The sequence below is a fragment of the Wolbachia endosymbiont of Rhagoletis indifferens genome (assembly GCF_048537595.1).
In the GTDB taxonomy this organism is placed as follows: domain Bacteria; phylum Pseudomonadota; class Alphaproteobacteria; order Rickettsiales; family Anaplasmataceae; genus Wolbachia.
Map to the genome: position 1 here is coordinate 757924 of NZ_CP175923.1, position 21934 is coordinate 779857.

The following is a 21934-nucleotide window of genomic DNA, read 5'->3' on the forward strand; positions in this document are numbered from 1 at the left end:
ACACCTCTTTTAAATATTTAAACGAAGAACCCCTCTTTCCCATCATACAAATACAATTTGTCCATTCTCACCACATCAAAGCTATTTTCTTCGAGTTTGATTAGCAAGTTATTTACATCACTATTTGTAATAGCTTGCTTTTCATTATTTGCGATAAACCTACAGGTTATTTGGTCACTTGAAGATTTTGAACTTCCTGGCCAGATCGCAAGTCCTTTTGAGTATATTGCTATAATTTGCGGATTACTCGATTCAAATAATCCTACTATTTGATCAACATTACTGGATTTGTCCCAAGCGAGAGTTATATCACTACCCACTAGCTTTTTAACTTTATAATCTTGCTCGTAATTGTCTTGTACTTTATTCACTTTACTATCCGAACCACTGCTGATTATAAGCTCAGGTAATATTCCAGGTTTCTTTCCTAGATTATCTATAACAGCTTCTGCAAATTCTTTTGTACCAACTTTCTGTTTACTCCTTCTCTCCTTATATAAATCGGCAGTGTGTATTCCATCCTCCAAAGTCTTGAGCCATGCATCGTAAACCAGTTTTGCAGTACTCACTTGACCTATGTAAATTAGCATATACACTGCAGCATTTAAAAGACCAGAAGGATTGGCTATGTTTTTTCCTGCAATATCAGGAGCAGAACCGTGCACTGCTTCGAACATCGCATATTCGTTGCCAATGTTACTACTTCCGGCAAGCCCTACAGACCCTGAAGTTTGTGCCACAATGTCCGATAATATATCACCATATAGATTTTCAGTTACTATAACATCGAAATTCTCCGGTTCTGTGGCAACACGTGCCATTCCAATATCAACTATATAATGTTCTGCCTTTATGTCCTGGTATTCCTTTGCAATGCGATCAAACGCTGCATGGAAAGTTCCGTCAGTCATTTTCATGATGTTATCTTTAGTCAGGCAAGTTACTTTTTTTCTGTTGTGTTTTTTCGCGTATTCAAAAGCGTACCTGCATATCTTCTCTGAGCCAGATCTAGTAATAATTTTAGTGCATTGGTAAAAGTCACCAGTGAGCCTATGCTCTATTCCAGTGTAAACGTCCTCTTCATTTTCACGTATTACTACGATATCAAACTTATCGAATTTATTTTCTATAACAGGATGATATGAAACGCATGGTCTGATATTTGCATACAACCCTAGATTTTTTCTGAGTGCAACATTTAAGCTCTTGTGGCCTTTACCTTGAGGAGTTGTTGTTGGAGATTTTAATAATATTTTTGTCCTTTCAATTGATTCCCAACCACTTGGAGAAATTCCATGAAACCATTCCTTACTATAAACACGCTCTCCTATTTCAATGACATCTATTGAGATTTTTGCTTCTGCTTCGCGCAATATCGACAGCACCGCTTCCATAATCTCTGGTCCGATACCGTCGCCATACGCAACTGTGATTGGTGTTGACATAACTTTCCTAACTACAAATGATTTAATGTTAATTCAAATGATAGAGTGACACAAGCAGCTAATATTACCCATATTAGTATATTTACGGTTATTTAATAACGTATTTTTATACTAGTTACGTCACAGTAGAACATGGGCAGAGTATGGATACTAAAGTAAGTTATGCAGGGATTACAAGACGTATTTTTGCATTTGCAATCGATTATGTTTTAGCACAGGGAATGGGGTTTGTTATCGGATTTATCATTGGATTTACTTTAGCATATTCTCTATCACTCAATGTAACTGAAATGATTTTAGATAAAGCAGTAACTATACAAGTAATAGGGTTGATATTGGAATTAATATTTTATGTATTTACGATAATAGAATTTGGTGGTACTCCAGGACAATTGTTACTTCGCATGCGTGTAAAAGACGAAAATACACTTGAAAAAATCACTCTAATACAAGCAATAAGCAGAACAGCAGTTTTTGGAGTATTATATTTTATAATCTGCTACACACTATTCAATATTTCTAGTCTATTCATAGTTGTATCAATCTTAATCATATTATTTGCAATCCTTGACCAGCGTAAACAATTTCTTCACGACAAAATTGCAAAAACAGTAGTAATAGACTATAAACCTAGTTGATATTTTTCTTTAGCTGTCTGCCACCAATGGTGTTATTCCAGCGCATGACGTTAGTTAGAATCCAAAAACCATGAGAGCTACAAAAACTTACTTGACAAACTCCGCCAGCCCCCTTATTGTAGTATTAAGGGTATTTATGACTCATTGTTTTTGACCTGCAGGCTCAATGACAAAATTCAGTAAAAAACTCAGGGTATTTATTGGCGGATTACATAAAATTATAGCGGCTGCATGTCTTTTTTATTTTTTCTACATTCAGCCAAATCGCGCTTAAACTAAGCGTCAGCAAATTATTACAGCGCCAATTTAAAGGTATCCGTTCAGCCAATGGCGTCAACTTAAGGGAAAATATCAGTGATTGTGTATAAAACTTCTCTCTAAATTTTTTACCATTAAATTACCCAAAAGCTGCAATAAACAGCACTTTTGTTTCTGTTTTATTTCAACAAAGAAGTCTAAAATATGTCCTTTTTAGGTGAAACATGCAAAAAGGAAAAAATCTTATTCTACAAATTAAAAATATAATATACTCGAAAGCTTTTCAGAGAATCCATTGTGTTGAGTTTTACACGAACAAGAAAACTTCCTTTTACGACAGTATTTTCTATGATTTTAAAGTTAATTAAGAAAAGTTTAGGAAATAGAATGTGAGCTCATTAAGTTCCACCCTCAAAGCAAGCTTTTTCTAAAGCAAGATATAAATACAGGTCTTAAAGAATTTAAGCATCCAAACAGCCTATTGAGCAAACGTTAGCAGAAACCTGAAGTCGTTACTCAAATGCGTTCATTAAATCAAATTATTTATCTACGACCGTCTTCATTAAAATTTATTCAGCAGCATTATGAATTGAAAGTAGACTTTATTTTTCGCTTGCAAAAAAGAAATTATAGCAAGCTATGGTTCATCTGGTGAATTAGATTTTGTGCTAGAAAATAAAACGAAAAGCCAAAAAGTAAGAGTAATAGTGCTTACATTAGCCAATGGGGAAACAGAGTTTTTGACCGAGACTTTGGAGCAAAGCTTATGTGTTAAGGTGGCATATAGAAGAGTGCTATAAACGACTCAAAATAGGTGCAGAGTTAGAGAATTTTTCTGGCGTAAATTTAGAGGCTGTATTACAAGAATTTTGGGCAAACTTAGTCATGTGTAATATATTGTCGCTTCATATCACAAGGGCCTTGGAATCCAGATAAAATTGCTGATAAATTTTTCAGTTTTATTTGGTGTAATGAGGCAGAAACTCTATCAGGTACTTATTGCGCCAAAAAACTTTCAAGCCCTTTTTGATAGAGCAAGTATACGCGCTAAAGTTAAAATCCGACCAGGACAGCCGCAATAAGGTAGATAAGCCCAAACGCCATCATGTCTTTAGGAGAGTTTGCTAATGAAAGTTCTTAAGTTGACGCCATTGTCTGTTCAGGGGCATCGCAAATATTGAAGCAAAAGTGGTGTCATCCAAGTAGCCTCCTTCTCCTGTCATCCCAGTGCTTGATACTGGGATGGCTTTGTTGCATCGCTACTTATGAAAGGCTAACTATAGCTAGGATTATAAGCAACCTATTGAAAATCTTGTTTTTTTGCAATCAATCTGATCAAATTTAAGAATAGTAATTTATTATTTATATTAATAAACTTAATTCTATTGAAAATAGCTAAAGCATTGAAATTCTTGAATTTTAGCCGGATTAGTGAGTGGTAGTGAAATTTCTTTTACTCAAATTTAGGTATTCACTGACCGTTCTTGTTATAAATACCAGAATAATAAGCTACTGATATTCTCCATCTTTTTTATCTTTAATCCATCATAGCTAGCGATGCAACAAAGCCTACTGTGATCCAGATTAGACACTGAGTTGGTGAGTATAAAAGTATAGCTAACGCGAGCTCTACGTCATACCGTGATTTATTCACGGTATCTCTAACGCTAACTATGGATTAGCCGGTAAAGAAAGTGCTGGAAATAGAAGGTTTTTTCCGTTTTAGGGAATATGAAATAAGCGTGGAAAAAATGTGAACTAACAGGAGATCTATGGCGAGTATGTTCAATTTCCAATCTATTTTTTAGGTAACCAAAGACCGTTTCGATAATCGATCTCTTCCGTAACAAAATCTTCTCTTTCAGAGGAATTAATGCATTTTTCATACCTTTTTTCACCTTGGTAACAAGCTTTAGATTTCTATCAAAAAAATAGATCTTTTTTAATATAACCTTTATCTCCAAATAATAAACCTGCTAACTTTTTAGTCAGGTCTGGAACTGGTTTCCTATCGTCAACGTTACCCTTTGTCAAAATAACCCCTTACCTATTTCATTGATTACCATATGTAATTTAAAGCCATAAAACCAGCCAGTAGTGTTTTTCCCTATTTTTGCAATTCTAGCAAAGACTTTGTGTTTTTAGATTCTTTTTTTATGACATACTGCAATTGAAGTTGAATCAATATAGGAAATGCCTGTGGTTTTTGCTTAACCACTGTAGCAACATTGCTAAATACCACAAAACTCGTGGTTTTAACGCAATAAACCTATCATATGAAGGTAGTGTTGGAAAGTCCGACTTATGTAACAACTTTAAGTAATATAGATAAAATGATTTAAAATTTTCGTATCTAGATTGCTGGTATAGTAGAATTATTGTGATAATTTCAGAATACGTTATTTCTGGCACTCTGGTAGGTTTTTTACCATTAGACAACAGTCTGTTGGCAAAATTTTCATCTATTATTTTACAATAATCATCTACAAAACAGAACAATTCTGTTATATTCTTATTCATTGGGTAACCTCCTATTTCTTGCTAAAATACTGGAGTTTACCCTCTTTTTCCCTCCTCTCTTACTATTTTTCTAATCCATAGTTAGCGTGCATGGTAGACGATGTTCGTATAGTTGTAGCAGTGTAGTTTGGATAAGACACAAAGCCTAATGGAAAAAACTGCGAACGCCAGTGAAAAACATAGCAATTTTATTTTCATTTGCAGCTTTTATCACATCTTGATCTTTTAGCGAGCCACCTGGCTGAATTATAGCTGTAATCCCATGTTTTGTACTTTCTACTATGCTATCTGGGAATGGGAAAAATGCATCTGAAGCAAGCACCGCACCTTTACATTTTTCACCTGCTTTTTTCATTGCAATGTTAACACTATCTATTCTGCTTGTTTGTCCTGCACCGATGCCAATAGCACAACCGTCTTTTGCTATAACTATTGCGTTGGATTTTACATGTTTACATATTTTCCAGGCAAAAATAAGATCTTTTTTTTCTTTGTCTGTTGCAGTGTGCTCTGTTACTTGGCTCATTTCTTCTGCTTTTATTGTGTGGTTATTATTTTCTTGCACCAAAAACCCACCAACAACATTTTTAATTTGGTATTTCACATTTTGTTGGAAAGATTTATGAATAATCACTCTTAAATTTTTCTTTCTTTGTAAAATTTTTAGTGCCTCATTGCTGACTGACGGTGTTATCACTACTTCCAAAAATATCTCGTTTAATTTTTCTGCTAGCTTTAAATCTATCTCCCGATTTAAGGCGACTATTCCGCCAAAACTGCTTACTTCATCACACGATAGAGCTTTTTCATATGCCTCCAAAGCATTATCACCAACAGCAACGCCACATGGGTTATTGTGCTTGATTATCACTGCTGCAGGCTCTTTAAACTCAGAAATTATGTTAAGTGCGGATTCTATATCTACTATGTTATTATAACTCAGCTCTTTTCCATGTATTTTTTCCAACGGATATTTTGTAAATTGATTACTATAAAATGCAGCTTTTTGATGGGGATTTTCACCATACCTTAATACTTGTGCTTTATGCCCGTATAGAGCACAAAACTCTGGTAACTCATTATTTTTACTCTGGGATAAAAACCAACTGTGAATATTAGAATCGTAGTGTGCAGTGAGAGCAAATGCTTTGGTTGCTAAATGTTTTCTATATTCCAATGTTGTTTTATTGTTATTTTCTATCATCTCAGCTTTCAGTGCTTCATAGTCTTGAATGCTGGAAATGACTGAAGTAAAATGAAAATTTTTTGCTGCAGCTCTGATTAACGCCACTCCACCAATATCAATTTGTTCTATGATTTGCTCTTCATTTGAGCCGCTACTTACTGTCTCCCAAAATGGGTATAGGTTAGTTATAAGCAGGTCTATTGGCTCAACACCTAGATTTTGCATTTCCATTTTGTGCTTTTCTCGATCACAAAGTATTCCTCCATGAATTTTAGGGTGTAAAGTTTTCACTCTACCACCCAGTATCTCTGGAAATTGTGTGTAATCTGAGACCTCTTGTGTTTTTATTCCTGCACTAGATAGCACTTTATAAGTATTTCCCGTTGAAAGAATTTCTATTTGTTGCTGCGTTAAAAACGATGCAAGATCAATTATATTCGTTTTATCGTATACTGATATTAAAGCTCTTTGTATTTTCATTTTTGTACAGAAAGTTTTATAGGATTATATCTAAGAAAAGGAAATTTAGCTATTACATTTCTACACTAAGCTCTTCTTTGAAGTAGTCTATTCTATAAATTTTTTTACCATGCTTGATTTCAAGCCACGAATAAAATCTTCAATATTGCAAGGATTTCTCCCTTCCATTTGTACAACTTTAGGAATTAAAGTGCCACCTTTTAAACTTATGTGCATATTATCATTAACGATCTTACCTTGTTCTGAAGCGAGAGCTTCAAAGTCAGCATCAAGTATCCTGATACGTTTATTCTCTATCTTGATGAACGCTTTTGGGTAAAATGCTTTAACCTTTCTATAAGCAACTTCACAAGCATCACTTGCATAAATTTTATAGTCTTCCACTTTGTCAGCGTAACATGCATCATTATTGTTCTGTTTTAAGGGAACCTGTTTTTCAATTTCGTTTAGCACTTCCAGCAGTAAATCACTGCCTAATTCAGACAATTTATCGTGCAATGTCTTGTAATTATCGTTCTTTTCGATAAGAAATTTTTCCTGTTTTAAAATAGGGCCGGAATCTAATCCTTCATCCAATTGCATAATGCTAACCCCGGTTTCTTGATCTCCTGCTAAAATTGTGTGCTGTATCGGAGCTGCACCACGCCACCTTGGTAATAATGAAGGATGAATATTAATACAACCATATTTTGGAATATTCAAAATTTCTCTTGGGAGTATCAATCCATACGCAGCTACAACTGCAACGTCTGGTTTGAAATTTCTAAATTTTTCCTGCTCTGCCGAAAACTTTAGAGAGATAGGAGTACATACCTCTATGTTACTTTCTTCAGCGATAACATGTACTGGAGATTTCGTTGGCTTCTGTCCACGCCCTGAAGGTTTTGGAGCCTTGGTGTATACTGCTACTATTTCATTCTGTGATTTCAATAGTAAGTTTAGCGTACTAACAGCGAATTCCGGTGACCCCATGAAAATAATTCTCACGCTTTCAAGTGTTTTTGCTTTAAGAATTCTCCGCTAATTTACCACTTACAGCTTCTACTAATTTGGCAAAATCATCCTTATAATTAACGGCCATCTCAGCAAGAATTTTTCTATTTAAATCAATTCCAGCAAGTGTAAGACCATGCATAAACCTACCATAAGTAAGCCCATGCTCTCTTGCTGCTGCATTAATACGTATTATCCATAAGCTACGGAAATCACGTTTACGGGTTCTTCTGTCTCTGTAAGCATATTGCAGTGCTTTTTCAACTCTTTGTAATGCAATTCTATAACAACTTTTTGCGCGTCCTCTATAACCCTTTGCCAGTTTCAATATTTTTTTATGACGAGCGTGAGTAGTGACTCCACGTTTTACCCGAGCCATTTTATTTTACCTCCATTTTGTTAAATACCATAAGGCATATAAAGCTTAACTATACGCGAATCAGATTTACCAAGAATCGTTGTACCGCGCTGATTACGAATATTAGATTTACTTCTCTTTACCATGCCATGCCTTTTGCCTGACTGAGTAGAAATGACTTTACCCTTAGCTGTAAGGTGAAAGCGCTTTTTAACAGAAGATTTGGTTTTTAATTTTATTTTCTTCATATTCCAAATAAATTTACAAATACTACTATTGAGTTCTTTAATAGTAATTAAGTAGTAGTATAAATAATTTTATTAAAGAATCAAATTAAAATTGTATATTAAAGGAGCTTAAATGTAATTACGCCCAATATATGTGTTATACCTTCTTTATTCCCAAGTGGCAACAATACTTGCCTCATTTTAACACTTTCACTTTCTTCCTCTTCATTGATTGGGCATTTACTCTCTATTACAGTATCAAGTTTATCAATAACTGCATCTATTTTATATAGTCGCAGAAATGGTGCATCAATTGCATACTTATTATCAATGCGCATCTTTTTCTCAAAACCATAGAATTCAACAGCCTTTTCTCCTGCATTTTCACAAATATAACCTTGATCCTTGACTTCAATGATAAAACAATGCTGCCATGACTCCATTATTTCTGCAGTGTCTATTTCGTGCCTTTCTGGCCAATCTCTGTCTGATCCTTTTATGTCACTCCAGTGTTGAGTCACCACATTTGCTATTCTTTTTTCTTTGCCTACATAAATTTCCATTCCAATTTCCACATATAAAACACAGATATGAGGTAAATTTATCGTGAATGTATTGATTTTTTCTTACCACAAGGTGCATATCACTAGAAGTTTTTGTACCGATTCCTGTTTATAGAATAAACAATATGGGAAACAAGATTATACAAGGTAAATATAGCTAGTTGGTTTAGGGTAGCATTAACACCAAAATTATTAAATGAAAAAGTTGTGGATTTAGTAAAGGAAATATTAAAACAGGATATACAATTCTATTGATTTATTAAAGAATCCTGTATGTGAATTTAGGGGATGTTTAAAAAACATCCCCTAGTTTGGACAAGTGCTAATATTCGGTGCTAATTTGAGAAGATAGATGCGCTACTGATGTGGCATTGCTTACTCTGCTGGACAAAGATCCTCTTTCCTCTGTTTTCGGTGTAGCTCTGGAATGCTCAAGTTGAGTTTGATCACTGTTCTCAGAACCTGTTTAAAATCTCAAAGAGATGAGCTAAAGTAGGAACAGGTAAATAATGAGGTATATAAATGAGTCAAAGGTATCCAAGCGACATAAGTCGTGAGCAATTTGAAAAAATCAAACCAATTTTAGAAAGTAGGAAAAAGAAAACGAGACCAAGATTAATTGATATATACAAAGTATTTTGTGGAGTGTTATACGTGCTAAAAAGTGGTTGTCAGTGGAGAATGTTGCCAAAAGAGTTTCCAAGGTGGGAAAACATATATTACTATTTTCAAATGTGGAGTAAAAAGAAAGGAAAGGAGCCAAGCTTGTTGGTTAAAAAAAATTGGTTGCGACAAAACAGTGGTCGGAAAGAGAAAACCAGTTTCTGCATAATTGATGCTCAAAGCGTCAAAAACGCAGATACTGCTGAAAGAAAGGGCTATGATGCAGGTAAAAAGATTTCAGGGTCATATCGCAGTTGATACACAACACATGCAATTCATATAACAACGGCAGAAGCAACTGATCGTAGCAGTGCTGTGAAAATGGTGGAAAATGCTAAAGAAAACCTCTCTGAAGTCAAAAATATACTCGTTGATGCTAGCTGTACAGGAGAAAATTTTGCAACACAAATAAAAGCAACTATTGGTGCAACTGTTGAGGTAGTAAAACGAAGCGAATTACATACCTTTGCTGTATTGCCAAAAAGATGGGTTGTCAAGCGGTCTTTTGCTTGGTTGGAAAAATGTAGACGGTTATGGAAAAATTGCGAGCGTAAACTCAACACAAGTTTACAAATGGTTGTTCTTTCCTTCATTTCTCTTCTATTGAGGAGATTTTAAACAGGTTCTAAGGGAGGGGATAGTAGTAATACTGTCTCCTTACCTAACCAAGTTGCTAAAACTAAAGGATTTGAAAAACGTGCTCAATACTATGCTGCTAAAGCTTACTCAAGGCAAGCTGATAAAGGTGACCAGTATCATAACCTTAAGGAAATTATCTTCATTGCTATAGCAGATTGTGTACTGTTTCCTAATAAATCTGAGTACAAATCAAAGCATACTATTCGAGATGAAGACACTAATGAGCATGATCTAAAAGATTTCTATTTTATATTTATTAAGTTGCCAAAATTTCCAAAGAATAAGGAAGATCAGTTGGAAAATATAGTTAAAAAATGGGTTTATTTTTTTCGATATGCAGATGAGACTAGTGAAGAAGAGCTGGAAAAAATAATAGGTAGTGATGTAATAATTAAAAAGGCCTATGAAGAGCTAAATAGATTTAACTGGTCAGAAAAAGAATTTATTGCCTATGAACAGAAAATAAAACGTATTCTTGATGAACAGGCTGTCCTTGCTCAAAAGCTTGATGATGCTACTGAAAAAGGCATCAAAATTGGTAAAGAGAAAGGTAGGAAAGAAGGGAGAGAGGAAGGCAAAATTGAAGTCGCAAAAGCAATGCTGGCTAATAATGTTGATGTCAACACTATTGTTAAGTTTACTGGACTTTCCATTAAAGAAATTGCAGAATTAAGGTCAAGTTAAGAAGAAGTAGCATTAGAAAGGACTATTTTAAAATTAAACAATAAAGTTAGTGGGTTTTCTAAAAAAATTGTTTTGCTCTACTTTCCTAAAAAATAAATGTAACAAATAAGATGTCTATTTTAAGCATTGCTTATTTGCCAATATTCCCTTAACTTGACGCTTATGCACAGTCCACGGTATCACTCCAGTGCGTGACACTTGTATCTAGTTCTTATTATACAACTACCTAGTGTACTCGTTTCTAATTGAGTTTTCTGGATCCAAGTAGTCACGCTACTTGGATGACACCAATGAGTGATAGAAAGTTTTGCAAGAAGTCACTAATTGCAAAAATTTAATGTAAGTGGTAAAGTAGAACCACTGAATAAAAAACATATGTTAATTAATACAACGTCGGAGCTGGAGGACATATGTGAGGGGTTGATAGCAAAAAAGCCGAAATTTATAGCAGTTGACACGGAGTTCATTAGAAATAATTTAATCTACTACCCAAAATTATCGTTAATTCAAATTTCTTGCGGAGAGAAGAGTTTTATTGTAGACGCATTAGTGCCAGAAATTGATTTATCATTCATTAAGAAAATAATGCTAAATCAGGGGATAACCAAAGTGTTTCATAGCTGCCGGCAGGATATAGAATCCTTACTCACTGTGTTTAAATGTATTCCCACTCCCATTTTTGATACCCAAGTTGCCGCTATGTTTTGTCATTATTATCATGACTTTATTGGTTACTCAAAAGTAGTGGAGCAATATCAAGGAATAGCACTGGATAAAATTAAAGCTAAAAATTCAGACTGGTTAAGAAGGCCGTTATCCGAGGATCAGTTAGATTATGCAGTAAACGACGTGATACACCTATATGGCCTATACCAAATATTGTGCGATAAACTTGAAGAAAATAATAGGATGGGTTGGTTTCAAGAAGAGATGGAATCAATAGTTGATATAAATAAGTATTTACATAATCCAAAAGATGCATGGAAGAGGATTAAATTTAATTATGAAGTAAATCCAAGATTGATACTAACTGTTAAAGCAGTTAGTGAGTGGCAAGAGACCTTAGCACAGCGCTATAATATGAATCGTAATAAAGTAATTAATAATGCTGTAATAGCTGGTTTTATTGAAAAAAATGTAGAGCATGTTGATGAGATTTTAGATGATCTCAAGAGGAATGCAAAAAATATAAGAGATGCAGATTTACTAGAGTTTGTGAATATTTTTAATGAAAATGAGAGAAATTGGATGCAGCAAAACAACACCTTCCCGAATAATTATGACAAATCTGTATTCGATATACTCTCAATTATTTTAGATAGTAAATGTAAAGAAAGTAACATATCAAGGAAATTAGTTTCTTCAAAAGATGAGTTAACTGGGTCAATATCTAGGCAGACAGATAAACTATTCAAGGGGTGGAGATATGATTTTTTTGGCAGGTCAGTTGAATCATTTTTGAACACAAGCTCAAAATTTGAGATTTTAGCAGTGAAATCCGCAAATAATACAACTAAAATTCGGAGTAATTTGGTGGAAGCAAATTGTGAATTGAAATCAACTGCTGAGATTTAACGAGTCCACTATATCTTTTACTTGAGAAAAAACATACTCTTTGCTTACACTGGTATCGATAATAAAGTCACTCATCTTCCTTTTCTCCTCAATAGATAACTGAACATTGGAGATTAAATTTAGCTTTTCTTTATCTATGTTGCGTTCGTTAAGTCTTTGAGCTTGCACAACGCTATCTGCATGGACGAAAACAATAAGGTTGCAATATAAATAAAATTTTGTTTCTAATAGAAGTGGCACATCTAAAACTAAAAGTTTTCTATCGATCTTTATTTCCTTAGCAATAAAAAGTTCTAGTTCATTTCGCACAACGGCATGAACCAAAGATTGAAATTGTTTCCAATTTTCATCGTAGGCTAAGAAATATTTAGACAGTACTGTTCTATCTATTTCACCATTTACTACCACTCCAGGAAAATTTTTTTCTGCATAGCTTATTATGCTTTTATCCACTTTATAAAGTTGGTGTACAACAGAATCAGCATCAAATACAGCAGCACCAAACTCTTGAAAGCAATTAGCTACAAAGCTCTTTCCTACACCAATTCCGCCTGTTAGACCTATGATCATATAGCAAAATACATCAGACTCTTTTCGAAACTATAGCTAAGGTTTCTCTATATATATTAACTAGATTTTCTAGATCCCAGTGGGCTTTGTTGCATAGCAACTGAAAAAATCTGGTGGCTACTGACAAAATTCATTATAAAATAGCCATTTAACCTTTGAAGAAAAAATATGCCACAGAAAATGAAAGTCAGTAACCAAAACGAATATAACAAATTCCTTGAAAAAAGGGAAAATTTTTTCCTATTTGTTCAATGTATCCCTCTAAAAATCCCACTCAAACCTATTCTGAATAGATGGGTTGTTATATGTATCAAAATCACCACTTTATCACTATAAATATAGTTGCCGCTGCATTTTTGGCCCAATTTCATACCAATTTTCGATAGCTTCATCAATGTAACGAAAAATATTTCCCCTTTTTTCAAGGAATTTGTTATATTCGTTTTGGTTACTGACTTTCATTTTCTGTGGCATATTTTTTCTTCAAAGGTTAAATGGCTATTTTATAATGAATTTTGTCAGTAGCCACCAGATTTTTTCAGTTGCTATGCAACAAAGCCCACTGGGATCCAGGTGTAAAAGTATTTGCAAATTATGCAATGGACAGCTGACTCTAGGGGTATATGTCAAAACAATGTTCGTAAGCTGGATTCCAGTGTCACGCACTGGAATGACATCAATCGTTAACGTCTTACATTTATTCTATTGCCTTATGGAACATTTGAATAATCACGCTTGGATTTGGATGACAAAAGGTCTGATGAATGATTAAAGTTACTTTTTCAACCGAACAAAAAGTAAAAGAATACAGTGGTAAAGTCACTGGCTTTGATATATTACAACCGGATGCTTTGAAAGAAGTAGTTGCATTGAAAGTAAATGGTGAGTTATATGATCTCTCACGTGAAATTGAATCTGATACAGAGATAGAGGTGATACAACTGAGTGACGAAGCGGGTTTAGATATAATAAGGCATGATGCTGCTCATATAATGGCGCAGGCAGTGAAAGAGCTATTTCCTAATACTCAGATTACTATTGGCCCAACAATTCAGGACGGTTTTTACTATGATTTTGCTACAGATCGTACCTTCACTACGGATGATCTTGCTGCAATAGAAAAGAAAATGAAAGAGATTGTGAAAAGTAATCACAGATTTGTTCGAGAGGTTTGGACTCGCAAGCAGACAGTTGATTTCTTTAGTGGTATAGGCGAAAAATATAAGGTTGAAATTATATCCTCTATATTAGAGAGTGAAAACCTAACTGTTTATAGACAAGGCGATTTTGTAGACCTATGCCGTGGTCCGCACTCACCATCAACCGGCAGAGTTAAAGCGTTTAAACTTATGAAAGTAGCGGGTGCATACTGGCGAGGTGATGCAAAGGGCCCAATGTTGCAGCGAATATATGGCACAGCATGGAGAAATAAGGATGAATTAAACGCTTATCTTGAGTGTCTCAAAGAAGCAGAGAAACGTGATCACCGCAAAATTGCCAAGGATATGGATTTATTTCACATCCAAGAGGAAGCTGTCGGGCAGGTTTTTTGGCATGAACAAGGATATATTTTATATAATGTTCTTGAGTCTTACATCAGAAAGAAGTTAATAAATAATGGCTATTTTGAGGTAAAAACCCCTATTTTAGTAGGCAAAGAGCTGTGGGAAAAATCTGGACATTGGGATAAGTTTCGTGAAAATATGTTTACTGTTGACGAGTCTGAAAGTAAAAAGCTAGCAATAAAACCCATGAATTGCCCCTGTCATGTGCAGATTTTTAATTCTCACACCAGAAGCTATCGTGATTTACCGATACGTATGGCAGAGTTTGGCATATGCCATAGAAATGAAAGCTCAGGCTCATTGCATGGACTGATGCGAGTGCGTGGTTTTACGCAAGACGATGCACACATTTTTTGTATGGAAGAACAAGTGAATTCTGAGACTATAAAGTTTTGTGACCTTTTAAAAGAAGTATATTCAGAGCTTGGATTTAATGAAATTTCTGTGAAATTTTCAGACCGTCCAGATATTAGAGCAGGTAATGATGAAGTGTGGGATAGAGCTGAAAAAGCGCTGCTTGAAGCCGTTCAAGAAGCGGACTTGAGTTATAAACTTAACCCTGGTGAAGGTGCGTTTTATGGTCCAAAGTTAGAGTTCGTTTTGAAAGACGCAATAGGCAGAAATTGGCAATGTGGAACATTACAAGTTGATTTCATTTTACCAGAACGTCTGGGAGCTTTTTATATAGGGGCAGATGGACACAAGCATCACCCTGTCATGTTACATAGGGCAATTCTTGGGACTTTTGAGCGTTTTATTGGAATTTTGATAGAAAATTATGCAGGAAAATTTCCAGTTTGGCTTGCTCCAACGCAACTTGCTATTCTGACCATTACAAATGAGGCTGACAGTTACGCCACAGAAATCAGCAATGTCTTAAAAAAACAAGGTGTGAGAGTCAAGACTGATTTGACCAATGAAAAAATTAGTTATAAGATACGTTTGCATAGTTCAAACAAGGTTCCTATATTATGGATTATAGGCAAAAATGAAGTTACAAGTAAAACTGTGTCAGTGAGAAATTTAGGATCAGAAAGACAGGAGTCTTTTTCTTTGGAAAAGGCTACTGAATCGCTGTTAAAAAGTATTAATTTGAATTAAGGGAGTTAAAGTTTGCAAGTTAAAAAGAACAATAAAAACAGAATTAATGGATTCATCACAGCTAAGGAGGTACGCTTAGTTGATCATAGTGGTGAAATGGTCGGAATCGTGCCAATAGAACGAGCTTTGGAATTTGCACAGGGTGTTGGTTTAGACTTGGTAGAAATTGCACCTGATTCAACTCCTCCAGTATGTAAAGTTCTGGATTATAGCAAACAAAAGTATGATATAAAAAAGAAGGCAAGTGAAGCAAAAAAGAAACAAAAAACATTAACTATAAAAGAAATTAAACTGGGCCCCAATATTGGTGATCACGATTACGAAACAAAATTGCGTCAAGCAAGAGACTTACTTGCCCACGGACATAAAATCAAAGTTACAATGAGATTTAAGGGCAGAGAGCTTATAAACACTGAAGTCGGACTGGAAAAATTAGAACGGCTAATTAGAGACACTGAAGATATTGCAAAGGTAGAATTGGCACCTAAAAGGGAAGGGAATCAATATTTTTTAGCTCTGGTTGCTAAGTAGCAAAACGGCTTAAGAAGTATAAGTAGAGTTAAACTATCGCTCTCTCTTTGATAACATGGCGAAAATGTCTTATTAATCCTTGAATAGGCCAAGCTGCAGCATCGCCAAGTGCGCAAATTGTATGTCCTTCTATTTGAGTTGTGAGGTCAAGCAGCTTATCTATTTCATCAGGCTTAATATCTCCTGTCACCATCCTCTTCATAATCCTCCACATCCATCCAGTACCTTCACGGCATGGTGTGCATTGCCCACAGGACTCGTGCATATAAAAGTGTGATAACCTCTCTATTGCAGCTATTATATCAGTTGATTTATCCATCACTATTACAGCAGCAGTACCGAGCCCTGATTGTACAGTTCTTAATGAATCAAAATCCATTTCAATAGTATCGCATATAGATTTTGGAATTAATGGCACTGAAGACCCACCAGGTATTACAGCAAGTAAATTATCCCAACCCCCTCGCACTCCACCTGCGTATTTTTCAATCAATTCACGTAGTGGAATTCCGAGCTCTTCTTCAACATTACACGGGTTGTTTACGTGTCCTGAAATACAAAAGACCTTGGTACCAGTATTATTTGGTTTACCAAGAGATGCAAACCATTCTCCTCCGCGATTCAGAATATCTGGAACCATGGCTATAGTTTCAACGTTGTTTATTGTGGTTGGGCAGCCAAAAAGTCCAACACCTGCGGGAAATGGAGGTTTCATGCGAGGAAAGCCCTTTTTTCCTTCAATTGATTCGAGTTGAGCTGTTTCTTCCCCACATATGTAAGCTCCTGCACCCCTATGGATAAACACATCAAGATCATAACCTGATTTGCAGGCATTTTTTCCAATTAAGTTTTCTTTATAGGCTTCCTCAAGTGCTTTTTTTAGAACTAAATATTCATTATAAAATTCACCCCTGATATAAATATACGCAACTGATGCGCTGATCGCTTTGCCGGCTAGGAGAATTCCCTCAAGTAACTTATGTGGCTCATATCGCAATATATCTCTATCTTTACATGTACCAGGTTCTGACTCATCTGCATTGACTACTAAATATGCTTTTGGGAGATTTTTGGGCATAAAGCTCCACTTAAGGCCGGTGGAAAATCCTGCACCCCCTCGACCTCTCAAACCAGATTTCTTTACTTCATCAATGATCTTTTCTGATCCTAAATCTAGTAACTCCTTTGTTTTTTGCCAGCTACCACGTTTTTTTGCACCCTCAAGTAGTGGAGTTTCTTTACCATTTAAGTTTGTAAATATTTTGTCCTGTTCCTTCAGCATGCTTTTTAAGATTCTAAGTGATCCCGACGCGATTCGAACGCGTGACCCACTGATTAAAAGTCAGTTGCTCTACCGGCTGAGCTACGGGATCATTTCATTTTTTAGCTATACTAAACAGTAATATAGTTTTTATCCGTTTTAATCAAACTAAAATTTTCATGTGTGGTTAAATAAATTATATAATATACTGCGTTAGTGATAATTTAGTTCAAAAATCTATGGATAATTTAAAAAAATTTCCAAAGGAAAACTTCTTGTTAATTTTCGGTTCACAGATTCATTTGGCAAAGCTTATAGTGTGATGTACAAATCTGAAAAGACAAAAAGATAGAGAATTGTACATAACTGCAGAATTTGTGCACTATTTAGCAATAGCCTAACAGATAAATATTTCTTGCATTTCAGCCTGAGTGATTTATGCTTTAAGCAAGAATTACCTGGGGGTATAGCTCAGCTGGTAGAGCATCTGTTTTGCACGCAGAAGGTCAGCGGTTCGATCCCGCTTGCCTCCACCAATATAGGTTCTAGCATATCATAAAGTCAGCTTATTTTAGCTCATGAGTATTTTATACTAGTTCCCTAAAAAATCCCTATTTCTTTTCGTAACTTTTCTCTACACAAGTAATGTTTGTTATTATAATTCTGATATATACTAACTTAACAATAAATTAATCAATAAATGTTAGAATACTAACAATTAATTTATTAGTAATGCCCATGAGTGGAAAAAAGCATGTTTTTAAGATGGTGCCTGGACAAGGGGTATTTAACGAGACTAGAATGCGGATATTTCAAGGTTCCGTAGATGGTGAAGAGTTAACTTGGAATAATTTTAATAAAATTTGGTTTATTCCACTGGATGATGAAGACGATAGAGTACTAGACTTACCTATAAAATTTTGCAACGCTGCAAGTGATGGTCCTTTTATACCTGTTGTATGCATAAAGGAGAATGGGAAAGATTTGAAAAAAACATCTTACCGTTGTGATAAAGAAGAAGGTCTAATCACAAATTGTAAATTTCCAGTCGTGCCATTTAGAAACGCTAAACTCGGTTATGAACATAACTCGCATTCTTTTGTATATCTCAATGAAAAATTAATGAAGATATCAATTGACTACGAAGTATCCCATCCTTATGCTAATTATGATAATATAACAAGATATACGCACCTTCTTAAGGCGCAACCAGCGGAATATAAATATTTAACATGGGAAGAGTCAGGTGATACCTACAAATATTATTTCTCGGATGATCAAGGAAATATTATTGACTCACCTGACAATGAGGCACTCCAATATATTGAACGGCACGTCAAGGAAGAAGTAATACAAGATATAGTATCATCTAAAATACCAGAGGATATAATACTATCAAAGGCGTTTGCCAAAATTTTTGTTGAGAACCTAACAGAAAATCAGTTAGAGACTCTTGCCAATACTCTTAATAATGAGCAACTACAGGCCTTGGCAGAGAACTTAACAGACAACCAATTCCGAGCTTTAGTGGATCATCTAACCGACCACCAATTACACACTCTCGCTCAGGAACTAAATCCAGAAAAGTTACAAATAATTGTTCCTATTTTAAATGATGCTCAGCTTGAAGCTCTAGTGAGAGAGTTAAATCCAGAGCAAGTAAAAGAAATTTTACCTCACTTAAAAATGGATCAGTTCGCAGTACTTATTCCAACTTTAAGTAACGAGAAACTTACAGCGCTTGCAGAAGGCTTGGCTGAGCACCACTTGACAATACTCTCCAAAGCATTAGAAGGTGATCAGTTGAAAGCTTTAGTAAATAGTCTGCAAGAAGAACAACTGAAAGACTTAGTTAATAAGCTTGATCCTGAGAAACTCGAAGCAATTGCTCAGGATTTAACTGATTCTAATAAGATTCAGATTATCATTAAGTCTTTAGCTGACAACCCAGACAAACTTCAAGCTTTTGCTCGCAATATGTCTAATGAGCAGTTTAAAGAACTTTTGGATAACGTAGGTGCAGAAGAGCTTAAAGACATCATTCACAAGCTGCCTTATGAGAAAGTAACAGCTGTGATTGGTGATCTTGGCAATCAAGATCAGTCTAAAGCTATTATTGATGCATTAAAAGGGGAACTTGAAGAGCAGAGTAAACAGAACAAGGAAATGATTGAGATGCTCAAACAAATCAAGGACGATATGCCAGACATTGGACAGGCTCCAGACTTTACAATAGTAGACATTAATAATGACTCACTGTTATTTGTATAGTAGTGATTTATAAAGATAAGTAGTTTTTTTATAGGAGGTAACTATTATGAATAAAAATATAAAATTATATTCTAGTGAAGAAGTTGAATCAAATAATACATTACAACTTTCGAAGCCAAAGTTTGATAAACCAAGCTTTGAAAAGCCAGTAATAAAGAAGATTGTCAGTGGTAAAACAAAGGAAGAATTTGATATAACTAAAGATATGACACAAGAAGAGATTGATAAGATGCCACAAATTACATTGACCATAAAGCACCTTAAAAATTTTTATGATGGCTTGATAAACAGCATTAATAAGTATGACGAAAATATGGATAGTGCAATTCAAAGTGGTATAATAACACAATTATCATCAACCATAGATAGTATAGGCAGCAAGACAAGTAGTATAGACAGTGAACTTGCAGATCTTAGGAATTCGATTCCAGATATTGGAGAAGCTCCTCCATTACTCCATATTACTGGTGAAGAGAACGGATTGCTTTAATAAAAAAGGTAATAGCCTGATATCAGGCTGTTGCTTTCTTTCACATACCATTTCAAGGTAACTAGTTAGTTTTAAAATTATAATTTTTTATAGGAGTTAATATGAGTAATTACAGTATGAAAGAAAGCGAAAGCAACTTTGAATTAATAAGCGAAATAGGCGGAGACAACTCTAGAGTAATAGACAACATAGAGGTCAAAATTAAGCCTAAATCTTTTGAGAGCGATAAAGAAAAGAATGCACAGGTCAAGTATGTCCACACAATTCTAGATAAACTAATCGCAGATTTAAATGAAACATTTGTTCCTAAATTGAATAATGAGCTGAAGGATCGTCAAGATGAAGTGGATCTATTGTATAAAGATTTAGATAGGCTTGATATGATAGCTATAGAGGCTGAGAAGGATTATAAAATTTTGGAAGGAAACCTTAACAACCTAAAAGAAGAGGTTGAAAAATTAAAAACAGGAACAACTGGTGGTGATAACATAAATGAATGGGAAGCACCAACTCACTCTGATATATTGTAAGTAGTTAGGAAAGTAACAGCTTGCTAGCAGGCTGTTACTCTCTCTACATACTATTTCAATACAGCTGGGTTAAGGAATCTGTTTGAAAACTTTCGGCATATAGTTCTCATCATGTTTTGCAAACACCGTATCTGCAAGAAAGGTACTATTATCAAACATTTTACCTTGCACAACAACACCACTTTTTTCTGAAAACATCGGTGGAAGTATTCCCTGGTATTTTACCACAACGCTTTTGTTAAAATCTGTCATTTGAAAAATCACTTCACTTTCGTTGCGTATCACGCTATTTTCAACAACCATTCCACCAACACGGATTGGCTTTTGATTATTTGGTAAAACTATTGCCTCACTTACTGTATAGAAAAATGAGATATTTTCTTTGAGTGTCGTTAAAATAAAAAAGACTATGCAGCTTAAAAAGCAGAAAATTCCTGAAGTTATAAGTAATCGCTTATGTTTCTTCTTCATTATTATCTTTCAGGCTTTCTAGAATTTTTTTACTTTTAGTATAGCAAGAAATGGTAAAAATCAGTTCTCCGGTAATCAACGTAAAACTAATAAGGTAAGCAAAAATTACATATGTATTCATAATGCATTATCAATAAATAACTCACCTGCATCAAAATAAATTAAGCTTCCATCCTTTTGCTGCAACACCAATTTACCACTTTTATCTATATCAGCAAAAATTCCTTCATACAATTTGTCAGCTAACTTTACACTGATTTGCTCGTTCATCTTGAATGCTCTTGTAAGCCACATTTTTCTTATAGCATAAAACCCATCAAATAGCCATTGCTTTCTTAGCTTATTAAAGTTTATTATTAATTCTTTTAACAGGTCTGTATTAGACACAGATTCACCGTAATTGCTAATGCACATTGTTCCTGGAAGTGGTGCATGATTGACATTAATTCCGATTCCTATAATGAGCCAATTCGAATTGGATCTTTTTTCAAGCAATATTCCGCTTATTTTCTTGCCATCGATTAGAATGTCATTTGGCCATTTATATTGAACGTTACTGTCACTTATAAATGACAATAACGTATTCCTGACAGCAAGAGCAGTCACAAAAGTCAGTTCTGTTAATTTGCTTAAATTTTCTTTGTCATTCCAGCGCGTGACGCTGGAATCCAGCATTGGAATGACGCCAGAATGATTATGCAAGAGGTCTATGATTAAACTTACATAAAAATTACCCTCGGGAGAAATCCAGCTTTTTCCAGTGCGCCCTCTACCCTCTGTTTGTTTATCGGCAATAATAATAGTTTCATTTGATATTCCTCTCCCAATTAAATCCAACGCTTCTTTATTAGTGCTTGAAACTTCTTTGTAATGATGAATATGAAAACCCTCAGGGATCACTTTGTCAGCCCTTTA

At 34.9% G+C, this 21934-nt stretch carries 19 protein-coding genes, 2 tRNA genes and 5 pseudogenes; 12 read left to right on the forward strand and 14 right to left on the reverse strand.

The features are described 5' to 3' along the window. Positions 1 to 17 precede the first annotated feature (17 nt). Positions 18 to 1445 carry an isocitrate dehydrogenase gene (gene icd / locus ACJZL1_RS03900; RefSeq protein WP_419247024.1) on the reverse strand — a complete coding sequence of 476 codons (1428 nt, stop codon included), beginning with the start codon at positions 1443 to 1445 and terminating at the stop codon, positions 18 to 20. A 143-nt stretch (positions 1446 to 1588) separates the two neighbouring features. Here icd and ACJZL1_RS03905 point away from each other — a divergent pair, with 143 nt between their 5' ends. The 3 genes and pseudogenes from ACJZL1_RS03905 to ACJZL1_RS03915 all read left to right on the forward strand — a co-directional run bounded on the left by ACJZL1_RS03905 (position 1589) and on the right by ACJZL1_RS03915 (position 3686). Then, positions 1589 to 2083 (forward strand): RDD family protein, encoded by a 495-nt coding sequence (locus tag ACJZL1_RS03905; RefSeq protein WP_265026289.1) that lies wholly within the window; start codon positions 1589 to 1591, stop codon positions 2081 to 2083. 482 nt (positions 2084 to 2565) lie between these two features. Beyond that, a pseudogene (locus ACJZL1_RS03910) lies at positions 2566 to 3469 on the forward strand (transposase). Between the two features lie 49 nt (positions 3470 to 3518). Then, a complete protein-coding gene (locus tag ACJZL1_RS03915; RefSeq protein WP_265026288.1) occupies positions 3519 to 3686 on the forward strand; it encodes a hypothetical protein in 168 nt (55 codons plus the stop codon). A 333-nt stretch (positions 3687 to 4019) separates the two neighbouring features. Here ACJZL1_RS03915 and ACJZL1_RS03920 read toward each other — a convergent pair. The 6 genes and pseudogenes from ACJZL1_RS03920 to ACJZL1_RS03945 all read right to left on the reverse strand — a co-directional run bounded on the left by ACJZL1_RS03920 (position 4020) and on the right by ACJZL1_RS03945 (position 8668). Further along, positions 4020 to 4861, reverse strand: a pseudogene (locus tag ACJZL1_RS03920) (IS982 family transposase). Between the two features lie 145 nt (positions 4862 to 5006). Continuing rightward, positions 5007 to 6527 (reverse strand): bifunctional phosphoribosylaminoimidazolecarboxamide formyltransferase/IMP cyclohydrolase, encoded by a 1521-nt coding sequence (gene purH, locus ACJZL1_RS03925; protein ID WP_419247025.1) that lies wholly within the window; start codon positions 6525 to 6527, stop codon positions 5007 to 5009. Between the two features lie 87 nt (positions 6528 to 6614). Then, positions 6615 to 7514: a methionyl-tRNA formyltransferase gene (gene fmt / locus ACJZL1_RS03930; RefSeq protein ID WP_419247026.1), complete on the reverse strand. Its 900-nt coding sequence runs from the start codon at positions 7512 to 7514 to the stop codon at positions 6615 to 6617. A 19-nt stretch (positions 7515 to 7533) separates the two neighbouring features. Beyond that, on the reverse strand, positions 7534 to 7899 hold the full coding sequence (gene rplT / locus ACJZL1_RS03935) for a 50S ribosomal protein L20 (RefSeq protein WP_064125369.1): 366 nt from the start codon (positions 7897 to 7899) through the stop codon (positions 7534 to 7536). 20 nt (positions 7900 to 7919) lie between these two features. Then, positions 7920 to 8126 (reverse strand): 50S ribosomal protein L35, encoded by a 207-nt coding sequence (rpmI, locus tag ACJZL1_RS03940; RefSeq protein WP_015589253.1) that lies wholly within the window; start codon positions 8124 to 8126, stop codon positions 7920 to 7922. Positions 8127 to 8224: 98 nt separating this feature from the next. Next, on the reverse strand, positions 8225 to 8668 hold the full coding sequence (locus ACJZL1_RS03945; RefSeq protein ID WP_320109932.1) for a PAS domain-containing protein: 444 nt from the start codon (positions 8666 to 8668) through the stop codon (positions 8225 to 8227). Between the two features lie 522 nt (positions 8669 to 9190). Between ACJZL1_RS03945 and ACJZL1_RS03950 the strand changes: the two are divergent. From ACJZL1_RS03950 to ACJZL1_RS03960, 3 genes and pseudogenes are all read left to right on the forward strand, one after another. Then, a pseudogene (locus ACJZL1_RS03950) lies at positions 9191 to 9949 on the forward strand (IS5 family transposase). 48 nt (positions 9950 to 9997) lie between these two features. Further along, positions 9998 to 10654, forward strand: a pseudogene (locus ACJZL1_RS03955) (Rpn family recombination-promoting nuclease/putative transposase); the annotation flags it as partial. A gap of 375 nt (positions 10655 to 11029) precedes the next feature. Beyond that, the gene (locus ACJZL1_RS03960) at positions 11030 to 12229 is read left to right on the forward strand and encodes a ribonuclease D (protein ID WP_265026613.1); all 1200 of its coding nucleotides are present in this window, start codon (positions 11030 to 11032) and stop codon (positions 12227 to 12229) included. Here the strand turns inward: ACJZL1_RS03960 and coaE are convergent. After that, entirely contained in the window at positions 12212 to 12799 is a 588-nt protein-coding gene (coaE, locus tag ACJZL1_RS03965; RefSeq protein ID WP_265026525.1) for a dephospho-CoA kinase, read from the reverse strand. The genes ACJZL1_RS03960 and coaE overlap by 18 nt on opposite strands. 232 nt (positions 12800 to 13031) lie before the next feature. Beyond that, a pseudogene (locus ACJZL1_RS03970) lies at positions 13032 to 13273 on the reverse strand (IS5 family transposase); the annotation flags it as partial. 290 nt (positions 13274 to 13563) lie between these two features. Between ACJZL1_RS03970 and thrS the strand changes: the two are divergent. Both thrS and infC read left to right on the forward strand, forming a co-directional pair. Continuing rightward, positions 13564 to 15465: a threonine--tRNA ligase gene (gene thrS, locus ACJZL1_RS03975; RefSeq protein WP_419247027.1), complete on the forward strand. Its 1902-nt coding sequence runs from the start codon at positions 13564 to 13566 to the stop codon at positions 15463 to 15465. A 12-nt stretch (positions 15466 to 15477) separates the two neighbouring features. Then, on the forward strand, positions 15478 to 15996 hold the full coding sequence (infC, locus tag ACJZL1_RS03980; protein WP_265026521.1) for a translation initiation factor IF-3: 519 nt from the start codon (positions 15478 to 15480) through the stop codon (positions 15994 to 15996). Positions 15997 to 16024: 28 nt separating this feature from the next. Here infC and nuoF read toward each other — a convergent pair whose 3' ends face one another. Next, positions 16025 to 17278, reverse strand: a complete 1254-nt coding sequence (gene nuoF, locus ACJZL1_RS03985) for an NADH-quinone oxidoreductase subunit NuoF (RefSeq protein ID WP_265026520.1) — start codon at positions 17276 to 17278, stop codon at positions 16025 to 16027. A gap of 18 nt (positions 17279 to 17296) precedes the next feature. After that, positions 17297 to 17369, reverse strand: a tRNA-Lys gene (locus tag ACJZL1_RS03990). A 348-nt stretch (positions 17370 to 17717) separates the two neighbouring features. On the opposite strand from ACJZL1_RS03990, the gene ACJZL1_RS03995 reads away from it, so the two are divergent. The 4 genes from ACJZL1_RS03995 (at position 17718) to ACJZL1_RS04010 (ending at position 20548) form a co-directional block, all read left to right on the forward strand. Then, positions 17718 to 17793: transfer RNA gene (locus tag ACJZL1_RS03995), tRNA-Ala, on the forward strand. Positions 17794 to 17995: 202 nt separating this feature from the next. Then, positions 17996 to 19528, forward strand: coding sequence for a magnesium transporter MgtE N-terminal domain-containing protein (locus tag ACJZL1_RS04000; RefSeq protein WP_419247028.1), 1533 nt, complete (start codon positions 17996 to 17998; stop codon positions 19526 to 19528). 46 nt (positions 19529 to 19574) lie between these two features. Further along, a complete protein-coding gene (locus ACJZL1_RS04005) occupies positions 19575 to 20018 on the forward strand; it encodes a hypothetical protein (protein ID WP_182320993.1) in 444 nt (147 codons plus the stop codon). Between the two features lie 101 nt (positions 20019 to 20119). Further along, positions 20120 to 20548: a hypothetical protein gene (locus tag ACJZL1_RS04010; RefSeq protein ID WP_265026516.1), complete on the forward strand. Its 429-nt coding sequence runs from the start codon at positions 20120 to 20122 to the stop codon at positions 20546 to 20548. 69 nt (positions 20549 to 20617) lie between these two features. On the opposite strand, the gene ccmE is transcribed toward ACJZL1_RS04010, so the two are convergent. Genes ccmE through ACJZL1_RS04025 form a run of 3 tightly spaced genes read right to left on the reverse strand, consistent with a single transcriptional unit; the run spans position 20618 to position 21919 of the window. Then, positions 20618 to 21019, reverse strand: coding sequence for a cytochrome c maturation protein CcmE (ccmE, locus tag ACJZL1_RS04015; RefSeq protein WP_265026515.1), 402 nt, complete (start codon positions 21017 to 21019; stop codon positions 20618 to 20620). After that, positions 21003 to 21140, reverse strand: coding sequence for a CcmD-like small membrane protein (locus tag ACJZL1_RS04020; protein ID WP_182158513.1), 138 nt, complete (start codon positions 21138 to 21140; stop codon positions 21003 to 21005). Before ACJZL1_RS04020 ends, ccmE begins: the two co-directional genes overlap by 17 nt. Further along, positions 21137 to 21919, reverse strand: coding sequence for a biotin--[acetyl-CoA-carboxylase] ligase (locus tag ACJZL1_RS04025; protein WP_419247029.1), 783 nt, complete (start codon positions 21917 to 21919; stop codon positions 21137 to 21139). The genes ACJZL1_RS04020 and ACJZL1_RS04025 overlap by 4 nt, the downstream gene beginning before the upstream one ends. Positions 21920 to 21934 lie beyond the last annotated feature (15 nt).

Coding starts and splice junctions, on each gene's coding strand:
- ACJZL1_RS04000 (WP_419247028.1), top strand. CDS start 17,996: ATGAGTGGAAAAAAGCATGTTTTTAAGATGGTGCCTGGACAAGGGGTA.
- purH (WP_419247025.1), bottom strand. CDS start 6,527: ATGAAAATACAAAGAGCTTTAATATCAGTATACGATAAAACGAATATA.
- coaE (WP_265026525.1), bottom strand. CDS start 12,799: ATGATCATAGGTCTAACAGGCGGAATTGGTGTAGGAAAGAGCTTTGTA.
- nuoF (WP_265026520.1), bottom strand. CDS start 17,278: ATGCTGAAGGAACAGGACAAAATATTTACAAACTTAAATGGTAAAGAA.
- icd (WP_419247024.1), bottom strand. CDS start 1,445: ATGTCAACACCAATCACAGTTGCGTATGGCGACGGTATCGGACCAGAG.
- ccmE (WP_265026515.1), bottom strand. CDS start 21,019: ATGAAGAAGAAACATAAGCGATTACTTATAACTTCAGGAATTTTCTGC.
- ACJZL1_RS04020 (WP_182158513.1), bottom strand. CDS start 21,140: ATGAATACATATGTAATTTTTGCTTACCTTATTAGTTTTACGTTGATT.
- ACJZL1_RS04005 (WP_182320993.1), top strand. CDS start 19,575: ATGAATAAAAATATAAAATTATATTCTAGTGAAGAAGTTGAATCAAAT.
- ACJZL1_RS03905 (WP_265026289.1), top strand. CDS start 1,589: ATGGATACTAAAGTAAGTTATGCAGGGATTACAAGACGTATTTTTGCA.
- ACJZL1_RS03945 (WP_320109932.1), bottom strand. CDS start 8,668: ATGGAAATTTATGTAGGCAAAGAAAAAAGAATAGCAAATGTGGTGACT.
- thrS (WP_419247027.1), top strand. CDS start 13,564: ATGATTAAAGTTACTTTTTCAACCGAACAAAAAGTAAAAGAATACAGT.
- rpmI (WP_015589253.1), bottom strand. CDS start 8,126: ATGAAGAAAATAAAATTAAAAACCAAATCTTCTGTTAAAAAGCGCTTT.
- ACJZL1_RS04010 (WP_265026516.1), top strand. CDS start 20,120: ATGAGTAATTACAGTATGAAAGAAAGCGAAAGCAACTTTGAATTAATA.
- ACJZL1_RS03960 (WP_265026613.1), top strand. CDS start 11,030: ATGTTAATTAATACAACGTCGGAGCTGGAGGACATATGTGAGGGGTTG.
- rplT (WP_064125369.1), bottom strand. CDS start 7,899: ATGGCTCGGGTAAAACGTGGAGTCACTACTCACGCTCGTCATAAAAAA.